Origin of the sequence: Pseudomonas sp. RGM 3321 (genome assembly GCF_022836805.1) — a bacterium.
Lineage (GTDB): Bacteria > Pseudomonadota > Gammaproteobacteria > Pseudomonadales > Pseudomonadaceae > Aquipseudomonas.
This window is the reverse complement of sequence record NZ_JALHBH010000120.1, coordinates 268355-285831: the sequence shown is the minus strand read 5'-3', so window position 1 is coordinate 285831 and position 17477 is coordinate 268355. Positions and strand designations below refer to the sequence as shown.

At 59.0% G+C, this 17477-nt stretch carries 17 protein-coding genes; 16 read left to right on the top strand and 1 reads right to left on the bottom strand.

Translation table 11 applies throughout. The features are described from left to right. Window positions 1–21 precede the first annotated feature (21 nt). On the bottom strand, window positions 22–1137 hold the full coding sequence (locus RGM3321_RS24875; RefSeq protein ID WP_347880984.1) for a type III PLP-dependent enzyme: 1116 nt from the start codon (window positions 1135–1137) through the stop codon (window positions 22–24). A 549-nt stretch (window positions 1138–1686) separates the two neighbouring features. On the opposite strand from RGM3321_RS24875, the gene RGM3321_RS24870 reads away from it, so the two are divergent. The 16 genes from RGM3321_RS24870 to RGM3321_RS24795 are packed head-to-tail and all read left to right on the top strand — an operon-like array spanning window position 1687 to window position 17454. Further along, on the top strand, window positions 1687–2757 hold the full coding sequence (locus tag RGM3321_RS24870) for a DUF6001 family protein (RefSeq protein WP_244395249.1): 1071 nt from the start codon (window positions 1687–1689) through the stop codon (window positions 2755–2757). After that, the gene (locus RGM3321_RS24865; protein WP_244395248.1) at window positions 2754–3311 is read left to right on the top strand and encodes a DUF6031 family protein; all 558 of its coding nucleotides are present in this window, start codon (window positions 2754–2756) and stop codon (window positions 3309–3311) included. Before RGM3321_RS24870 ends, RGM3321_RS24865 begins: the two co-directional genes overlap by 4 nt. Next, the gene (locus tag RGM3321_RS24860; RefSeq protein ID WP_244395247.1) at window positions 3308–4564 is read left to right on the top strand and encodes an aminotransferase class III-fold pyridoxal phosphate-dependent enzyme; all 1257 of its coding nucleotides are present in this window, start codon (window positions 3308–3310) and stop codon (window positions 4562–4564) included. The genes RGM3321_RS24865 and RGM3321_RS24860 overlap by 4 nt, the downstream gene beginning before the upstream one ends. A 12-nt stretch (window positions 4565–4576) precedes the next feature. Beyond that, window positions 4577–5044 (top strand): SRPBCC family protein, encoded by a 468-nt coding sequence (locus RGM3321_RS24855; RefSeq protein ID WP_244395246.1) that lies wholly within the window; start codon window positions 4577–4579, stop codon window positions 5042–5044. A 1-nt stretch (window position 5045) separates the two neighbouring features. After that, complete coding sequence (locus RGM3321_RS24850) at window positions 5046–6155, top strand: SDR family oxidoreductase (protein ID WP_244395245.1); 1110 nt, start codon at window positions 5046–5048, stop codon at window positions 6153–6155. A gap of 34 nt (window positions 6156–6189) precedes the next feature. Continuing rightward, window positions 6190–7206 carry a fatty acid desaturase family protein gene (locus tag RGM3321_RS24845; protein ID WP_244395244.1) on the top strand — a complete coding sequence of 339 codons (1017 nt, stop codon included), beginning with the start codon at window positions 6190–6192 and terminating at the stop codon, window positions 7204–7206. A gap of 4 nt (window positions 7207–7210) precedes the next feature. Beyond that, complete coding sequence (locus RGM3321_RS24840; RefSeq protein WP_244395243.1) at window positions 7211–7723, top strand: hypothetical protein; 513 nt, start codon at window positions 7211–7213, stop codon at window positions 7721–7723. Window positions 7724–7725: 2 nt separating this feature from the next. Next, the gene (gene dcd, locus RGM3321_RS24835) at window positions 7726–8403 is read left to right on the top strand and encodes a dCTP deaminase (RefSeq protein ID WP_244395242.1); all 678 of its coding nucleotides are present in this window, start codon (window positions 7726–7728) and stop codon (window positions 8401–8403) included. After that, window positions 8393–10288: a PEP/pyruvate-binding domain-containing protein gene (locus RGM3321_RS24830; RefSeq protein ID WP_244395241.1), complete on the top strand. Its 1896-nt coding sequence runs from the start codon at window positions 8393–8395 to the stop codon at window positions 10286–10288. Before dcd ends, RGM3321_RS24830 begins: the two co-directional genes overlap by 11 nt. Further along, a complete protein-coding gene (locus RGM3321_RS24825; protein ID WP_244395240.1) occupies window positions 10285–11463 on the top strand; it encodes a hypothetical protein in 1179 nt (392 codons plus the stop codon). The genes RGM3321_RS24830 and RGM3321_RS24825 overlap by 4 nt, the downstream gene beginning before the upstream one ends. A gap of 24 nt (window positions 11464–11487) precedes the next feature. Continuing rightward, a complete protein-coding gene (locus RGM3321_RS24820) occupies window positions 11488–12624 on the top strand; it encodes a hypothetical protein (protein ID WP_244395239.1) in 1137 nt (378 codons plus the stop codon). Beyond that, on the top strand, window positions 12621–13667 hold the full coding sequence (locus tag RGM3321_RS24815; RefSeq protein WP_244395238.1) for a hypothetical protein: 1047 nt from the start codon (window positions 12621–12623) through the stop codon (window positions 13665–13667). Before RGM3321_RS24820 ends, RGM3321_RS24815 begins: the two co-directional genes overlap by 4 nt. A gap of 14 nt (window positions 13668–13681) precedes the next feature. Continuing rightward, window positions 13682–14269: a dephospho-CoA kinase gene (locus RGM3321_RS24810; protein WP_044321502.1), complete on the top strand. Its 588-nt coding sequence runs from the start codon at window positions 13682–13684 to the stop codon at window positions 14267–14269. Beyond that, window positions 14266–15849, top strand: coding sequence for an alkaline phosphatase family protein (locus RGM3321_RS24805; RefSeq protein WP_244395237.1), 1584 nt, complete (start codon window positions 14266–14268; stop codon window positions 15847–15849). The genes RGM3321_RS24810 and RGM3321_RS24805 overlap by 4 nt, the downstream gene beginning before the upstream one ends. A gap of 38 nt (window positions 15850–15887) precedes the next feature. Continuing rightward, window positions 15888–16685, top strand: a complete 798-nt coding sequence (locus RGM3321_RS24800) for a TIGR01458 family HAD-type hydrolase (protein ID WP_244395236.1) — start codon at window positions 15888–15890, stop codon at window positions 16683–16685. A gap of 28 nt (window positions 16686–16713) precedes the next feature. After that, complete coding sequence (locus RGM3321_RS24795) at window positions 16714–17454, top strand: GntR family transcriptional regulator (protein WP_244395235.1); 741 nt, start codon at window positions 16714–16716, stop codon at window positions 17452–17454. The last annotated feature ends 23 nt before the right edge of the window (window positions 17455–17477 follow it).

Here is a 17477-nt window from a genome sequence, read left to right as displayed (position 1 = left end):
GGCAGATCGCTTTTCAGGCATTCAGGAAGGGAGAGAAATGATGCGGTCGGCGTAAAACCCGTTGAACGGGGTGCGCAAGGACACCGAGTAAGCGCCGGTCGATTGGAATTCCAGCCAGTCGCCTTCTCTGATGTCTCTGGCAAGTGTGTAGGGGAAGGCCAGGCGATCCATGCTGTCGCAGGTGGGGCCGAAGATATTGAACGTGTTTTCTGCTGCACCGGTGTAAGGCGCCGCGTCCCGCCAGGCGCGGGCGGGAAATTGCAACCATTGCTGGGCTGATAGCAAGCCGCCAAAAATGCCGGCACCACAAAAAACACTGTGTTCGCGTCTTGAAAGCACCCGTGCGAACAGCGACATGCCGCCGTAGACCAGGCTACGACCCGCTTCGCAGATCAGGTTCAGATCCTTCAGTGTCGGGCTGGTCTGGATATGCTCGCAGACTCTGCCAACCAGGTCTGACGTGTTGCCCATGGAGTTCAGGTAATTGCCCGGAAACCCACCCCCGATATCCAGGTGCCTGACGTGTTCGGCGGTGTCGCGCACAATGGAGTCGGCGTCATTGAGGGCAGCGAGCCACGGGCCGTCTTCAATGGCTTGCGAACCGACATGGAAGGACAGCCCGAGTGACCAGTCAGTGCTGGACGCCACTTGCTGTACCAGTTGCGTCGCTAACGCCGGACTTGCCCCGAACTTTCCTCGGAGATCATAAACCGCCGTCGACTCGGAGGGCGCATAGCGCACGAACAGGCTGATCGTGCTGTCGCGCTCGGGCAACACGTCCCGCAACTTCGAGAGTTCCTCCTCACTGTCGAGCACAAATGAACGTACGCCATATCGATAGTAGGCCTCGTGCAGGCAATGGCGCGATTTCACTGGATTCATCAGGTATTGAACTGCGTTGGGCAACGTGTTGTGTACCGTCTGCACCTCTGCAAGCGACGCCACGTCAAAATGATTGATACCGCCCAGGCTCAAGGCTTCAAGCACCTGCACAAGTGGATTGGCCTTCATTGCATACAGCACGGTACCTGGAAAACAGCCACTGAATTGCTGCGCATTCCGGGTGATCCAGTGCGGGTCAACGGTATAGAAGGTGTCGTTGGTGTCGTCGGCTAATTGTGCAAGAAGTGTGTCCACGTTGAACTTCCCTGGCTTCGAAGTGTGAGCAGAGTTTGAGCAAGCTTCGTGCCACTGCTTTATCAGGCGGCTGAACAAACTTAACGGCAGTGATCCAATAAACATGTATACAAGACGGTCAGCCAAAACAGTGCGATTTCGACGCTATCGAGTCGGCGTGGTGCAGTTGCCTACGCGGCCTAAATAATAAATATGGATAGCACTTTGCTACTTTTAAAAGTGGTTTATACATAATTCGATACATATATTAAAATTGTCGTATTTCGAAAGTTTACGTAAAAACATCAATGAATTTAAAGGTTTGCCGATCTTTCGGTCACGCTTCAGGCCGGCCTTGGCGATCTGGTACCTTGCCAATACACCATGATCAATAACGGTGGCACGCCACTTGCTGGGTACAACATCGTGAAGTAATGGGGCTTGTTCCATTGCGTCAGCGCTCGCGTTAACGACGACAAAGTAATTCATGGTCATGGATCAGGCAGGGGGGTGCTCGGCAAGCCGAATAGCAGCCCCAATGAAGTCACCGTTATCGAGTGGAAGGTGTACATGGATTTTCGTGCTTTTTATTCAGGCAACGCCCTGAAGTTTCTGGCCTCGCGCCAACTTGCTTTTTCTGAACTGGAAGAGGTTGTAAAACGCCAGTATGCCGATGCACAACTGGCGCTGATCAGCAGCTCTCCCGTACATGGCATCGCTAATGCGGCCAGTGATATAGACCTGATATGTGTGACCGATGATCGGCAGTCCGATCAATCGATGGCCTCGCAGATTTACCACAATGAACACCATATGGAAGTGGTGGCATTTGCCCGCGAAGAAGTTCACAGCGCGTTCTCCCAACTGGCGACGGACGCACACAAAACCACCGCACAGAAACTCGTTGCGTTCAAGCAGTGGGACAAGCAGCAGGCGGTATCGAGAAAGTACCTGGAGCGTCTGGTCTGCGCGGTGTCGACCGATCAGTCGCTTCCTTATCTGGACAGTCAGAAGGACTTGAGCTCGATCTGGTCGGTGGCAGCGTTCGACGACTTCCGGCAGAGCGCCTGCTTTTCAGTGCTGGCCTGGCGCAGCGGCGAATACCGCGCGGCTGCCGCCTATGCCTGCAACGCCGCGCTGTTTCTGATGAACGCGACGCTGGCCAGCCACGGTTGGGTCAACTCCAATCGCAAGTGGACGCTGTTGCGCTGGGACCGCGCGCTCAACAGGCACGACATGTTGACTGACGACGGCCTTGCCCGTGCCATCGGGCAGCTGTGGCAACGCGCCTATCCGGCCTGCCGCAATGGATTGCAGGGGGCAGGCCTCATGCAATTGTGTGAGTTGACCCAGCTCGCCGAGCAAACCTTCGACTGCGAAGCGGACTATGCCGCGTTAAAACCAGGTATCGAGCGTTCCGCCGCCAGTGCGTTTTTGCCGGGAGTCGATTTTGTGCTCACCGATGATCAACAGGCGACGCTATTGGCGCGTCTGGATGTGCCAGAGCTGCCCAGCACCCGCCCGATCGATCTTGCCGAGCAATCCCCCGAGACTGCTGCCTGTCTTCTGCGCGCTGCGCGTGCCGGACTCGTCAGTTTCTCACTCAAGGATCACAACCCGATGCAGGGAGCACACGCATGACTGCAATTTCAGCACAGGCCGCCGGTCGCCAGTGGTTTCCCCGGCTGAGTGGCGGCTATGTATACCCGGCAGGGCCTTACGCGCAAAAGCTGATATCGGTGGCCTGGTTGCTGATGACCGAGCTTGAAGCCTATCTGGAAGACCTCGAAGGCGCGGCGAACGAGCCTCAAGTGGTGGATGCGTTGAGAATCAAGCTGGCTGAATTGATGGTCGACATTGACTGTCGCCTGGCGGGTGCCGACACCCCGAACGAGTTACACCAGTTCGCCTTGTTCAGCGAGTACGGGCTCACGGACGTCATTGCTCACTCCGGGCCAGTCGCCGTCGAATGGCTGGGCGTCCCCACGAATACCGATGCCGACCGCAGTGATGAGGCAAGCCGGTTGATCGAGCTGTTCAAGGAGGTTCTGCAGGCTTTTCCCGGAAAACTGTTCAACCCGTTGCTGCCGGGCACCCAGGGCCAGGTCCTGCGGACTCTGCGTGACTGGGACCGCTCCTGCCGCCTGGCAGGACGCGATGCTGCCTTTCTGGCTCCTTTGATGAGGTCTCTATGAACAGTCATGTCATGACCGCGCCTGCAAGTGTGCCAGCGCGCAAATCATCGTTTGTCGAGCGTTACGGGGCGGTATTCGGCCGTGAGCAAGGCCTGATGTTGCGCATGGCGGGGCTTACCGCAGCCGAGCACTCAGCCCAGGGGTCGTGGATAACCGACGACACCGGCCGCCGCTGGCTGGACTTTGGTTCATTCGGCCTGCACCTGCTGGGCCATCGGCACCCCGAGGTGGTCGCCGCACTGACGCGGCAGGTGACGTCGCTGGGCCTTTCCAGCCGGATATTGGCCAACGAACCCAGCCTCCGCGCGGCCGAGCGCCTGGTGGCCTGTGTCGGTCGTCCGGGTAATGGCGTGCTGTACGGCAACAGCGGTTCGGAGGTCATCGAAGCGGCGCTCAAGCTGGTGCGCATGCAGACCGGCAAGCGGCGAATCATCGCCTTGACTCATGCTTATCACGGGCGTACCAGCGGCGCGCTGGCGATCAGCTATGGCTACAGGGGCCACGCCTCGCTGATGCATGCCGAAGATGTAGTGTTCATCGATGCCGGTGATCTTGACGCTGCACGCAAGACACTGGCAGAAGGCGATATTGCTGCGGTCATCGCCGAGCCTGTCCAGGGAGAGGGCGGAATCAGGCCGGTGGACCTGAGTTTCCTGGGAGAACTTGCCGGGCTATGTCGCGAGCATGACGCGTTCATGATTCATGACGAGATTCAATCAGGACTGGGGCGCAGTGGGTCGCTGGTCTGCGGCGCGCCAGCCGACATCATCGTGTTCGGCAAAACCCTGGGCGGCGGTGTGTTCCCGGTGGCCGCCGCCATTTACAACAGCAGCCGGTTCGGCGCGCCCGCGCGTGATCCGGTTGTGCATGCCTCGTCCTATGCGGGCAGCGCCCTGGCCGGGGCAGTGGTCAACGCGGTGCTCGACCTGGTCAGCGACCCCGCATTCTGCGAACGCGTCAATGAACTGGGGCAAGTGGCCATGGAAATTCTGCGCAAACGTCTGCAGGACTGCCCGGCGGTGGCTGAAGTACGCGGTAGCGGCCTGATGATCGGTGTGGAGTTCACCTCCAGCAACTATGTGGCGCAGACCCTGATCGAGGCCGCACACCGCAACGTGCTGCTGGCTTTCTGTCTGAGCGCAACACGGGTACTGCGGGTTTATCCCGACGCGACCATCACCCGGGACGACCTCGAACAGGGCATCAACAGTTTCTGTGATGCCGTCGACGCGGCCTATCGTTCCATCCAATGACGGAGAGTTCCTATGCCTGATGTATCAACCAGTGTGCTTCTTGGTGACTTCGAACCTGGCGAAGTGTGGCCGATCCTCTCGGACTTCGCCCGCTATCCCGACTTCATGAGTGATGTACTGGAGGTGATCGCTCACCCCCGGCAGAGTGAATATGTCTCCAGTACCTGGCGCGTGCTGATCAATGGCAGCGAGCTGACCTGGACCGAGCAGGACTGGCTGGTGACGAACGAGCGCATCGAGTTCAAACAGACCGATGGCGACCTTGAGGTCTGGTACGGCGAGTGGCTGCTGATACAACGCGCCGATGGCTTGCATGTGGACCTGAATGTCACCTTCGACCTTGGCATCCCGTCGCTGGCCGAGGTTTTGCACCCCATAGGCGAACGCGCGATTCGCGCCAATAACATCCAGATGCTGGACGGTATACGCAATCAATTGCTCGCCCGCCGTCATCAGCGGGTTGCGGCAGGGGGCTGTTGATATGCGTTCGACACTGATCATCACCGGTGCCAGCGGCGCACTGGGCTCCTGGTTCGTACGCGACTGGCTCAGTCAGCATCCGGAGTCGCATGTCATAGCTTTGTGTCGTTCCGGGCAAGCTGCCAGTCGCTGCCTGCAAGACCTGCCAGCGGACAGCCGCTCGCGGCTTGAGTGCCGGATCGCAGACCTTACAGATGCCGCTTCCCTGAATGCGCTGGCGGACGCCATGCCAGCCATCGAGCGCGCCACGGCGGTCCACCTCGCTGCCGATGTGGCCTGGGACAAGACGTTCGAAGAGATGCATGAGCTGAATGTCGAGGGTGCGCAGCTGTTCTGCGGTTTTGTCCAGAAACTGGTGCGCAAGCCTCACTTCATCTACGTGTCCACGGCTTTCACGCAGTGTGAGGGATGGACCTATCGCAACGGTTATGAGGAAAGCAAGGCCGCTGCAGAGCGGGGGTTACGCGAAACCTTCGGCAGGCAAATGCCGATTTCCGTGTTCAGTTGCAGCCTGGTCATCGGCGCTACGAGCGACGGCGCAATCAGCCGTTTTCATGGGCTGTATCCGTTGATCCGCTTCATCAATTCCTTTTCACCGCCGTTTCTGGTCGGCAATCGCCAGGGGCTGTTTGACCTGGTGCCTATCGACTGGGTGGTCGACGAGTTGATCCACCTGGTCAGTCATTGCGTTGCAGGTGGCGACGCGCGCGAGGTTGTGGCGTCGGCAGGGGATGCGCGGCTGCCTTATGAGCAGGTTATCCGCATCATCGAATCACGTGTCGACCATGCGCGACAGGAAGCGGGCGTTGCACCGTTGACGCCGGCACCGATCCTGCGCAGCCGTCAGTGGGCCTTCCTCAAACGATCGCTGGTTGCATGGCGGCCCGAGGGTATTTCAACGCGGGATTTCCGCTATTTCGAGCGCTTGTTACAGATCTATGGCGTGTACGCCGAAAGCGATCTGGTCAGGCCGCCGTTGAATGTCCGGCACCCGGCACCCAGCGCAGAAATATTTTTACCCAAAGCAGTGGATTACTGGCTGGCTCATGCGCCCGATGCGCGGCTCAGCCTCGACAGGCTTGTCGCGAAATCAGCGGCAATGCACGGTTAGCAGGCCCTTTCAACGATTGAACGGGAGATGGAAGATGGAAGACACAATCGAACTCGACACGATGGACAGTGGCGCTTACGACCGACGCTCCGAGCGCGCTACGCTGTCACGCGACAACCTGTCACTGACCTCGGATCTCAAGCAACTCAGCAACTGGCGGCAGGCATTGCAGATAGGCGTGCAGTGGGCGGTGATCGTCGCCGCAGTCACGCTGGCTGAAGTCAGCGATTCGACGCTGGTTTGTATTATCGCCGTAGTCGTCATTGCGACGCGACAGCACGCGTTGCTGGTACTTATGCACGACGCGGCGCATTTGCTGATCAGCTGTGACAAGCGGCGTAACGACCTGATCTCCAACGTCTTTCTGACGTTCCCTCTGACATTGAGCACGTCACGTTATCGGGCTCACCATATTGCCCATCACAAGCACCTTAATACACCTGCCGACCCGGACTACGCCGATGCGTTCGCACCACCGAATTCGATGTTGTTCTGGCAGGCCTTGGTGCGCGACATCAGCGGGTTGTCGACCCTGCAATCGTTACGCACGATGGACAGTTTCAGCGTGATGGGGCTTTTCACCAGCCCTTCGCCCGCGACGCGCACCGAGCGCTATCAGGCTTTGGCTTTTTATGCCTGCGCAGTGCTGCTCATCAGCGCTTTCAGTGCCTGGCCGGGCGTGCTGTTGTACTGGCTGGCACCGCTGGTTTTCTTTCTTCCGCCGATTCTGCGCATTCGCAGCCTGTCGGAGCATGCCGGGCTCTCGACCCGGAGCGTGAAGCGCGATGCACGCAGCGTCAGCCCGGGCTGGCTGGAACGAGGGTTGTTTGCACCGTGCAATATCAACAGGCACTGGGAGCACCACCTTTTTCAACAGGTGCCCAGCTATCACCTGGGCACCTTGTCGCGACGCCTTGCTCAGCGCCTGCCAGGCTCGGCCGCCGCCTGCAACACCGAAGGCTATCTTTGGGGCGCGCGCAGCATGCGGGCCGAATTGTACGGTGCGAACGGACAGGCACGCGCCGTGGCGTCTCTGGATCAGGAGGCTTGAACCCATGATGCTGACCGGTTCTGAAATAGTGAAAATGCGCGAGGTCGGCAGTGTCGTCATCGAGCCTTTCGACCCCATTCATGTCGAGGTCAATTCCTACGGTTGTCACTTGGCGGATCTGCTTCTGGAGTACCGCAGCGACCGCATCGATCCTCACGGGGAGCTGGATGTGGTCGAGCATCATATTCCGCCCGAAGGCTTTGTGTTGTACCCCAACCGCTTTTACCTCGGCGCCACCGCCGAGCAGATCGGCGGTATCGATTTTGCCAGTGAGCTTTACGCCAACGTTTCCACGGCGTCCTGTGGCGTTTTCATTCAGACCAGTGCGCCGCTGGGCCACACCGGCGCGGCCATCAGCTGGACCCTGGAGATCGTCGTTACCCAGCCGGTGCGGGTCTATGCCGGCACCAAAGTGGCCAAGGTCTGCTTCTGGGCAAACTTCGGCCTGACCACCTGTTATGCGGGACGCTACTTGGGCTCCAAGAGCACCGTGCCCTCGAAAATCATTCTGGATTGACCATGATACTGACCGGTAGTGAAATCGAAAATCGTGTGCGTTCGGGTGAAATCGTCATCAGTCCGTTTTCCCATGAGAACGTCAATCCCAACAGTTACAACTTCCGCCTGCACGACCAGATGAAGGTCTACGAAGACGACGTGATCGATGTGCGCACCGAGGCGTCCACCCGAACCATCGAAATCGGCCCTGAAGGCTATGAATTGCAGCCCATGAAGCTGTATCTGGCCTCGACCATAGAAACCATGGGCAGCACCCATTTCGTGCCCACTTATGCGGCGCGTTCCTCGATTGCAAGACTGGGAATGTTCATCAACCTGTCGGCGCCGCTGGGCGACATCGGTTTCGTCGGGCGCTGGACCTTGCAGCTGTATGCGTTGAACCGCATCCGCGTTTACCCCGGCATGAACATCGGTCAAATGATGTTCTGGAACGTCAAAGGCGATATCGAGCTGTATTCCGGGAAGTACCAGGGCGCGACCGAAGCCTTTGCGTCACGCATATTCATGGATTTCGAAAAGACGCCACGCCCACAGCCGCTGGTGCTGCCCAATCTTGCGCCGTTTCCGGTTCTGGCAGCCCAGGAGGAGGTTGATGCAGTCCCGGATGCACTGGCCAGTGGGCCTGTTAGAAGGGCCACTGACCTTCCACTGATAGCAGGAGGCCGTCGTGTCCAGTAAATACTCAACCCTGCAACAGCTTGCCGGTACATTGCCGGTGCCGCCCCTGAGCGCTCTGGACGATGCAGATTACCGCGTGCTCTGGCACGACTTCGCAGACCGCAAAAAGGCCATTGAAGACACGCTGAAAACCGTGCGGATCACCGCGGGTGCCTTCCTTGACGAACACATGGACAGAATCGCCCGGCTGGCCGAGTTTGAATGGAGTGAGGCTGCCGACAGCCATCTCCAGGCGCTGCTTGAGCAAGCGGGCTTTGACGCCGGTAGCGAACTTGCCGTGCGTTCTTCGGCGAATATCGAAGATGGTAATCAGCACAGTTTTGCCGGAATTTTCAGCACACACCTTTCGGTGCAGGGTTTGCCAGCGCTCAAGACGGCGGTGCTCGATGTATGGCGCTCCGGGGTTTCACGTCAGGCCATTCTGGAACGCTTGCGAGCGTCGATGCTGGAAACGCCGGTAGAGATGACGGTGATCGTGCAGCGCATGGTCAAGGCACGCTTCGCAGGCGTTGCCTTCAGCCATGATCCGTTGAGTGGGGAGGCAGTAACGCTGATTGAAACCGTCGCATCGCTGGGCGAAGCGATGGTCTCCGGGGTAGAGAAGGGCATGTCGGCGCGGGTCAGCGACCAGCAGTTGCTGGGTTGTGACCCCGCGCTGGAGCCGCACAAGGCGTTGCTGCTGGAGGTGGCGACACTGGCTGCCAATGCAGCTACGGCGTTGGGGCTGCCCGCCGATATCGAGTGGGCGGCGGATGAACACAAGCTCTGGCTGCTCCAGGCAAGACCCGTCACCAGTCTGCGCGAAGCACGCAGCCTGGAGCCAGTCCTGGAATGGGCCGAACTGTACATTGCCAGTGATGATGCGCTGATGGATTTCCGGCCATTGCCTGCCTTTGCGCAGTATTTTCGAAGCAAGCGCCGCCCGCTGGCCTTGTTCGCGCAAACCCACGACGTTTCGGCAGGCCAGGCGCTGTTGGTCAAGGCAAACCGTCAGGGGCTGGTCGGGCCAGCGATGAGCCAGCTGCTTTTGGACCGACTCAACACCGATCAGGTCGTGCTGGACTTCTCCGATCAGGTACGCCAGCAGATCCTCCAGCGCGGTGCATTGCGTGAACGCCTGCTTGAGCTCAGTGATGAGCGGGTTGTGTGTTTTGTGGTCCGCGAGTTTCTGAAAGGTGAAACAGGGCTCATCACCCAGGCGTGCGATGACGGCTCGACGACCTGCGAATGGTCATCGGAAGGCTTGCTGGCGATCAATCGCGGCATCGCCGGGACCCAGCGCGCCCGGCTGGTAGCGCACGACCCGACTGGCCCGGCAGATGCCCTGCAATTGCACAGCATTACTCACGCAGCCGGCGAACTGTTGGGCTCGGTGCAACTGGAATGGGTGAGAGCAGGGCAGCAGTTGCACCTGATTGATTTCTCGCCGTTGTCGACGTTCGTGCAGGTAGAGGACTCAACGGAAATCCGCCTCATTTCTCCGGGTTATGCCGACGGGCCGGTGGTTGTAGTAACTGCCGGGCGGCAACTGGAAGAACTGAGTATCTCGGCCACCGTGTCGATCAACTCGATCCCCACGTCCAGCTCTCTGGGGGCTGACCTGGAGGAGCTTGAGCGACAACTGCGTGCTCATGACGGACAAGCCATTGTGGTCTCGCCACGCCCCTACGCGGCACTGGCGGCGTTGCTGCCGTTCGCGCGCGGTTTTGTCTTCGAGCAGGCGTCCATGCTTTGTCATCTTTCGATCCTCTTGCGTGAACACGGCATACCTGCGGTGGAGTCCGAGGCGCTGTATCAACAGGGGCTGGCCGGACAACGGATCACTTTCAGTCAGAGCCCGAAGGCGCTGCCTCACGCTGTCAACGAAGTACGGGAGCTACAATGACTACGGATATTTCACTGTTGTTTTTCGATCCGCACACCCTCAACGGCAGCCTCGATTCTGCGCTGGTTGCCATTATCGACACAGAGGCTGCGCGAGCCCGTCACTCGGACAACGGTCTATTCATCCCCAGCGGTACGTTGCATGCGCAGTGGCTTTCCAATGCCCATCACACGCATGTACCAATGCCGATGAAAGACTTCGACTTTCAAGTCTTCAATGCCGGGCAGCGCAAGCGCACGCAAGACAGTCGTTCACGCATGCATGTGCTGGACCCGACGCTTCACCGTCGGCCGTCCGATCAGGCGCTGATGGCCACCCTGGCGGTGACGCATCACCTCGGTAAATGCAGCGTTTATCACTACATCCATGAAGGCGAAGCCGGTGCCTTGTTTCTGCACCTGATGGATGTCGAACCGGTAGAACGTGCCTCCTGGAGGGCCTGGCAACGTTTGGCCAGATCCGCTGCTGCGCGCGTGGCCGCTTCGCAACCGATGCTCAGCGATGACTGCTGGTACGTGCGCTGGCGTCCGGAAATGGAGCTGGAACGTAAATTCACCTCGTTTCAGATACCTGACATGTGGCAGTTGTCTACGGCCATGCACAAAGCGTTCGGAGAGGGCGCTTTCAAGGACCTGGTGCTGGAAATCGACCGTGATTTTCAGACCTACGACTATGAATCGCACATTTTCGAAGTGACGGGTGACCCGCTCGAAACCGGTTACATCTCGTTTATTCCTCAGGCTGACGGGCTGATGGCGGTCAAGCGCAAATGGTTTCTCGAAAACGCCGAATTGCGCCGTGAGGACTTCAACACCGATCAGCCGGTAGCGTTTGCCGATATCGAAAATCACGCCCGCTCGATGACCTCGGCAAATCTGCGTCGGCTCAAGCCGTTCAGGCGTACTCGGATCGACATCAATTTCGAATCGCTGAGGACCGGCAATGGTTTTGGCGCGTATTTCGATGTCTGCCGCATGGTTGACGGCAGCGCAGAATTTGCTCAGGTCGAGGTCGAGTATTGCCGCAGCAGGACATTGCACACGCTACGTGAAGTTGAAGAAGACTTTGAAACCGTATCCAACGTGATACGCGATTTTCTGGCGGAGCGAAACCTGCCGTTTCAGCAGGATCTCTATTCGAAACTCGACTTTGCCCGTGAGGCGAGTCGGCTCTGAATTCACTTTGCCGGGGAGATAATCATGTCGCAATCCACGACCACGCAGACGGCTATTGTGTTTGGTAGCTGGAAGATCCGCCATCAGGAGCCTTTCGGCAGCGATGACCACACGTTGTATGCCATTGCTGCGGGCACGGCATTGCTCGGCGAGTTGACCGCGGTCGCTGACCTGCGAGGCAGCCACCGGGTTCTGGCCCGCTGGGACTCCGATGGGACAATGCTTCTTGATCATGAAAACGGTGATCTGGGCGACGAAACTTGCCACAACCTGTCCGGGGCAGCCATCCCGCTTGCGATCATCACGTTACAGGCGGACCACGTGTATATCAGTCACCTGCTGAATCGCATTGATGTGCATCGCTCGCTTTTCGTACAGCCTCCGCTTGAGATCGAGCAGCCCGCAGTTCCGCAGAACCTGTTGATGGCGCTGCGCGACGCGTTCGAACGTAACCACCTGGCGATCAACAATTGGGAATGTCGCTACGCCACCACCGAGCAGACGTATGTCGAGTCCTTCGAACTGCCCCCCGACTGCCATGCGCGGATGCTCGGCGAGGCCTGGTTCGATGCCAGTTTCAGCCCGGAAATGGCGCCGTTCACCAGCCAGTGCGGTGACGAATTTCAGGTCTGGGATCATCAGGTGACCGCCGCCCGTGATGAAGACGGGGGCTATGTGTGGGTCGAGCATTGCAGCCGCAAACGCAAGCTGGCGGTCAATGAACCCATCGTGCAGTTGTTTCGCAGTGCGTCGAGAAGCCTGTCGGGCACGGTGAAGAACCTGGCGCTGGGCTCACCGACGCTGGAGGCAATGGCCATGAGCGTTGACAGCACATTGCAGGCACTTGGCGAGTATCGACGTTATGCATTCAGTGCGCCGTGCGAATCGGTGCAAAGCGGCAATCTATTCGTGATCACGTTCGAGACCTGCACGTCGCTCGCTGCGCATTCGGTAAGTACGACACGCGGTGAAGTGCGCTTTCTCAAGTCCCGAGGCGTAATAGACCCTCAGGCAATTAACGCCGATCTGCGCGAGCTGATGAAGCGTCTGCACGCGTTTCTGGACGAGCGTCGTCAGGAATACTGGCCGCTGGCCGACCGTTTCGCATTCCTGCACTCGCCATCGCCCTTCATCACCACCCGGGAGAGCCTACACTCATGAGCCGCTATCTTTGCAATGGACGCTATCGATTTGAACTGGATGATCAGACCTCGGGCTCCGCACTGGCCCAGCGGCTGCGAGTGTTCCTGGCACCTTACTTTGCCGAAGTCGCGGACGACGGCCAGACCACGGTCGATTTAAGGGTCCGGCTGCACGACAGCACCGCTTTCAAACCGGAATGGATTGGCGTCTGCGTCACCCCCGACATCATCCGCGAAACCTATGCCCCTGGTTTTACCCTGCGTGTTCTGCGTGGCCACGACCCGCAGACCGGTCTGGACTACGCCTGGGATGCCGATACGCAGGTCGGCTACCGGATTGACCGGGCACGTCACACTGTTGATTTTCACGGCGACGAAAACGCATTCATTCACTTGATCGAGCTGGTGCGCTACTACGGCCTGCTGGTCGAGCAGGCCAAAGGCAGTGTGATCATGCATGCGTCGGCAGTGGTCGGGGCGGACGGTGGAATCGTTGCCATCGGCGGTGCAAAGGGGGCCGGCAAGACCACTACCATGCTCGACCTGGTGCTGTCCGATGAGTACCTGTACTTTTCCGGGGACAAGCTGCTGCTGGACAGCGTCGACGGTCGAATTCGCGCCCGCGGCTGGCCGGATTACCCGCATGTCGGCGTAGGCACATTACGTACACACCCAGAACTGGCAAAGCGACTCGATCTGGCTGCGGTGGCCGATGATCTGTCGATTGCGCATACCGAAAAACGCCTATGCAAACCCGAAGCCATGCGTGCCGCACTCAAGGCCAGCCCGGAAGGCTGTGGCTGGCTGGAGACTGTGATCCTGCCCAATGTTGCGGCGCGGGGCAAATTGCGGGTCCATGCAATGGGCCGCGATGCGATTCTGGAACAGATTCACTCACCCACGCTCTTCGAGTGGCCGCACCGTTTCGTGACCTCAACCTGGCACGGCCTGCTTGACGCCACTTCGCTGACCGATACCGTGCCAGCGCAGATCGTCCGGGGGCTGCTCGGCGTGCAATGGCAAAGTCGTGTCGGCGTGGCGCGTGAGCTCATCAGCGCTTGAGACAAGGAGATTCCATGAACCACGCTACCCAATTGCGTCTGGCCCTGGTGGCCCCCAGCGGCTCAGGGAAGAGCACAACCGCTCAGTTGCTGCGTGAGCATTTCGAAGAGGCCGGGCTGTCGGTAGAGGTCATCAAGCTGGCCCAGCCACTGTATGAGTTGCAAGGCCTGTTCTACGAACAGGCCGGGGTGGAGCTGGCAAGCGGCAGTCAGAACCAGCGCCTGCTGGAGTGCATCGCGCGCGAACTGCGGGTTCTGGACGGTCAGTCACTGGTCAAGAACTTCGCACGGCGGTTGCTGCAGTCGCGTGCGCAGGTTGTCATCAATGACGACCTGCGCGATGACACCGTCGACTGGCCGTATTTGTATGAGCAAGGCTTTCAGGTGATCAAAGTGCTGGCCGATTCATCCTTGAGGCAATCGCGTCTGGGCCAGCGCGGCGATATCAGTGTGGTGGAAAACAGCGCGCTTGATCTACAGATGCGCCGAATCGACGCGGATTACGTACTACCCAATAGCGGTTCGCTGGCGCAACTGAAGCAGCGTGTTGCAGTGGTGGCCCGATGGGCAATGCACGGTGCTCAACGGCGGATAGCTTCATGAACGGTGTCGATCCGTTGATATGGCTATTGATCGACGGACTGTCGTGGGAGCTGGTCAACCGTTATCGGGCAAGAAAACCTGAACAGCCCTCGGCGGACTGGCCGTTCTACCCGCTGTTACCGTTGTCGCCCAATTGTCAGACCCCGCCATCATTGCTGTCGATTTTCAGCGGCACACAGGTCAGTGAGCACGGTTTGACCGGCTATCTCGTCCCTGCGCCGACACCTCGTAACTGTCTGGCCGTGGCGGATGCCTTTCAGGCCTGGCCGCCTGATATCGACATGGTCTGGGACGAATGGGCTCGCCAGGGCATCACCTTTCGCCTGTGCGCGGTGCCCTTTGTCCAGCCGGACAGGCTGGGCAGCACATTGCTCGGGCAAAGCTGTGTCTATGAGGGCTTTTCCGTACCTCCCCAGTTGATCGAAAACGGTGGGCACCTGCGCATCGAGAAGCTGGGCATGGTTGCCAGGGTCAGCTCGTGCGAGGGCGGTGCAATGCTCGACTGGCCAGAGGAGGATGGCCGTGCCCCCTGCTGGTTGCCGCTGGGCAGTACGATGCACTTGCCGCTGCCGGAGAAAGGGCCTGGCAACGTTTGCAAGGCGATTGCGCTGCGTGCCGTATGTGTCGAGGACCGGATAAGTGTGGTCAGTTTCGGCTACCAGGAGGTTCAGGCGCTGGATTTGCAGAGCGACAAAGGCAAGGCTTATGTGGCCAGGGACCTGACCGCGCTGTATCGCAGCGGACAACTGGGCAAGCGGCTGGATGAAGACGGGCAGGGCACAGCGGAGTGGCTGTTGCTGGAACTGATGCGGGAGATGCATGAAAGCTTTTGCAGCGACATCGTCGGCGCAGTCCGGGCGGGTGATGCACAGCGAGTCATCGGTTATTACCCGGTGGTCGATCTGCTTTCGCATCATTTGCTCAAATACCTTACGCCAGACTGGGCCAGTGAGCGCATGCGCGAGGTCGGGCAACAGTTGTTCGATGAAGTATCGGGCTGGGTCGACGAGCTGATTCAGCGCTGCATGGATGCGGCGGGTGGCGAGGTACGCTGCGTCGCTCATTCGGATCACGGCATGGCCCCGGTCCATCACGACCTATACCCCAATGCATTTTTCGAGCGTCAGGGCTGGCTGGTCTATGACTCGGCGGGCGTGCCGGATATGCAAAAAAGCGCGGTAGTCTTTCATCCGGCAGACAACGGTCTGCTGCTGTTCAATGAGGCGCGGCTCGCGATGTCGGGGCATGACCCCCGTTCAGTCACCGAAGCCTGGCGGCAAAGCCTTGCGCAGCCTTTTCAACATGAATGGACGATGTTCGAGTACCCGGGCGAGCAGCGTTTCCCTGAAGGCTGGGCGGGCTCCTGCTATTGGCAGGCTCCAAGAGGGGCTCGACTGGTTGCGGCACGTTCAGAGCACTGTGTCCGCCTTAGCCGTAAAGGTGGCGACCACACGGTATGTGCCTCTGACCCGTGGTTGCGTGGTGTGGTGCTGGATGCCAGCAGCACGCCATTGCCACGTCCTGCCAACCCTGAACTGACATTGCCCGAGATTCGCCAATGGCTGACAGCCACATTGTGAAACCTGCCCCGATCATTTCAGCCACAGGGAGCTTATCCATGCATTTTGACAGCCTGCTGTTGGACATCGACGGCACACTCATGCTCAAGGGACAGCCTTTACCCGGTGCAGCCGAGGCACTGAGTTTCGCCAGGGCTCAGGGGCTGCGCCTGCAACTGCTGACCAACACCACGGCAAAGATGCCGGAGGACCTGGCGCAGGAGTTGTGTCAGGCCGGAATCGAGGTGGCCCCCGACGAAATTCAAACCGCTACAACGGCCTGTGTGGGCTACTTGCAGCAGCATGCGCAACTCAAGTGCCATCTACTGGTGCCCGACTCGATCAGAGCGGCCTTCAACGGCGTTCTCACAGACGATACAAACCCTGACGTGGTGGTCATCAGTGATATTGGCGAGGCATTCGATTACGCCACGCTGAATCGCTGTTTCCGCATGCTGCGGGGCGGCGCTCGTCTTATTGCGTTGCAAAAAAACCTGTTCTGGTTTGATCACGACGGCGAACGCCTTGATTGCGGAGCTTTCATCGTCGGGCTTGAGGCCGCAGCGCAGGTTCAGGCGCTGGTCATGGGCAAGCCGTCACCCATGTTCTTCAACGCCGCCTTGCGCAAGCTGGATACCTGCGCCAGCCGCACCCTGGTGGTGGGCGATGATGTTCTGACGGACTGCGCCGGGGCGAAAGCTGTTGGTGCCAGCAGCCTGCTGGTGCGTACCGGAAAATATGATCTCGCACTTTTTGATGCCCATAGGCAAAACGTGGATGCGGTGGTTGACGGCATTGCAGATTTTCCGCGCTGGTGGGCCTCCGGCAATGCCGCAGATCGTCATGACCAACGTTAAGTAACCGGATTACAAGGACGAATCATCAATGCAGACAGCATGTGCCAAAAAGTCGAAAGAACGCCCGGAAAACATATCGGAGCGGATTTACGCCCGGATCAAAGAAGACATTTCCGAATTTCGTCTATTACCCGGCGAACGATTTACCGAAGGTGAGGTGGCCGAACGCGTTCAGGCCAGTCGTACACCGGTCAGGCAGGCATTGTTCCGGCTGGAGCAGGAAGGGTACGTGGAGGTTTATTACCGAAGCGGCTGGCAAGTACGTCCCTTTGACCCCCGACATTTCGAAGAGCTGTATGACGTGCGTGTGGTGCTTGAACTGGAGGCGCTTGCCAGGCTGGGCTTGATGGACCTGAGCGTCGAGCCGCTGATCGACGAACTCATACGCACCTGGCTGGTGCCGAAACACGAGCGATTGAGGGACACCGATATCCTGGCCAGACTGGGCGAGCGGTTTCATTGTGCGTTGGTAGAGGCGGTGGGTAACCGGGAAATGGCGAGGCTGCATTACGAGATCACCGAGAAGACCCGGACTATCCGGCGTCTTGAGTTCAGCGCTTCCAGGGTCGATGCAACGTACGAAGAGCATGGCAGCATTCTTCAGGCCCTCCTGCAACATCAACCTCAACAGGCTCAGCAGTTGCTGGAAGCGCATGTCGAATTCAATAAGGAGGAAGCGCACAGAGCCACCCAGCATGTTTTACGTCGCGCGCGTCATTACGCCGAGAAAAGCCGCGAGCCCGCCAGGCTGCGCGTGCAAGCACAATGACCGATGGCTGCGGGGCTGCGCGT